Below are 1,501 nucleotides of genomic sequence, written 5' to 3' on the forward strand. Positions count from 1 at the left end.
CGTCCAGCCCCGCCCGTCCGCCGCCGCCCCCGTCCCCGCGCCCTCCCGGGCCGCCCGGACCACCCGGGACGCCCGGACCACCCGGATCCCCGGGCCGGCCGGCCTCGGCCGCCGACTGGCGGCGCGGACGGTGGACACCGCCGTGCTGCTGGTGGTCGCGGTCGCCGCCGGGATCCCGCTCGGCAACTCGGTCTCCGACCACCTCCGGCAGAAGGTCGACCAGGCTCGGATGGCCAGCGCCCTCACCCGGCGCCAGGTCCAGGTCTGGCTGGTGGACGACGTGGTGCTGGGCAAGATCGCCGTGCTGATCGGCATCCTGCTGTTCGTGAGCCTGCTCTACGAGGTGCTGCCGGTCGCCCGCACCGGACAGACCTTCGGCAAGCGGATCGTCCGGATCCGCGTGGTGGACGCCGCCGCCCCCGCGGCCCGCACCAGGCTGAGCCTCGGCCGCTCGCTGCTCCGCTGGGCCGTGCGGCAGCTGGGCGCGGTGCTGCTGCTCGGCCTGGTCTGGCCGGTGTTCGACCGTACGGCGCGGCGGGGCTGGCAGGACCGCGCGGCCCGGACCCGGGTGGTGCGCGGCTGAGGGCCGGTAGGGCCCGGTGCAAAACGGACACAATGTCCCGAACATCGAGAATATGTGATGTTCTACTCGGGGGCATGAGCACCCACGACCCCTCAGGCCCCCAGCCGGAGGGGGGCGGTACGCCCTCCTTCGACAAGCAGCCCCCGCAGCCGGGCGGCGGCACGCCGGAAGGCGAGCCGCCGGGCCCGACCCCGTCCCACGACCCGTCCGGTGACTCGTCCGGTGACCGGTCCGGCGGCCCCGGCGCCTACCAGGGCACCTACGGCGGAAGCCCGTACGGCGAACCGACCCCCGGTCAGAACCCGTACGGCCAGAACCCGTACGACCAGTCGCCCGGCCACGGCACCGGCTACGGCCCCGGCGCGTACGGCACCCCCGGCGCCGGCCCCGTCCCCGGCATGCCGCCGATCGGCACCTGGCCCAAGCGGTTCCTCGCCCGGCTGATCGACTACCTCCTGATGCAGGCCGTCGGCGTGATCATCGTGGGCCCCTTCACCGACCTCAGCACGCGCAACGGCTCCACCGAGGCGTTCTGGCTCGGCTGCGCCATCTACCTCGTCTACGAGGCCCTGATGCTCAGCCGGGACGGCCAGACCCTCGGCAAGAAGGCGATGAAGATCCGCGTCGCCATGCTCGTCGACGGGAACAAGCCCACCCAGTCCGCCGCCTGGACCCGCGCCGCCGTCTTCATCCTCCCGGCCGTGCTCTGCTGCGCCGCGCTCTGGTGGATCGTCGACGGCCTCTTCGGCGTCTTCGACAAGCCCTACCGGCAGTGTCTGCACGACAAGGCCGCGAAGACCGTGGTGGTCACCACGGAGGTCTGAGCGGCGCGGCGGGACGCGCCCGCGCCCGGCGGCGGATCAGCGCTGCCGGGCGTACGCGTGCCCGGCAGCGGTCGCGGTGGGGCGCGGCGGGGCG

At 74.5% G+C, this 1,501-nt stretch carries 2 protein-coding genes; both read left to right on the forward strand.

The window, feature by feature from the left end:
- The coding region (locus tag AE652_RS41195) for an RDD family protein (RefSeq protein WP_049661098.1) at nucleotides 1-583 on the forward strand (583 nt) is incomplete at its 5' end.
- 74 nt (nucleotides 584-657) lie between these two features.
- Complete coding sequence (locus tag AE652_RS43355; protein ID WP_053112599.1) at nucleotides 658-1,407, forward strand: RDD family protein; 750 nt, start codon at nucleotides 658-660, stop codon at nucleotides 1,405-1,407.
- The last annotated feature ends 94 nt before the right edge of the window (nucleotides 1,408-1,501 follow it).

The organism is Kitasatospora sp. MY 5-36, from assembly GCF_001182915.1.
Taxonomy (GTDB): Bacteria; Actinomycetota; Actinomycetes; order Streptomycetales; family Streptomycetaceae; genus Kitasatospora.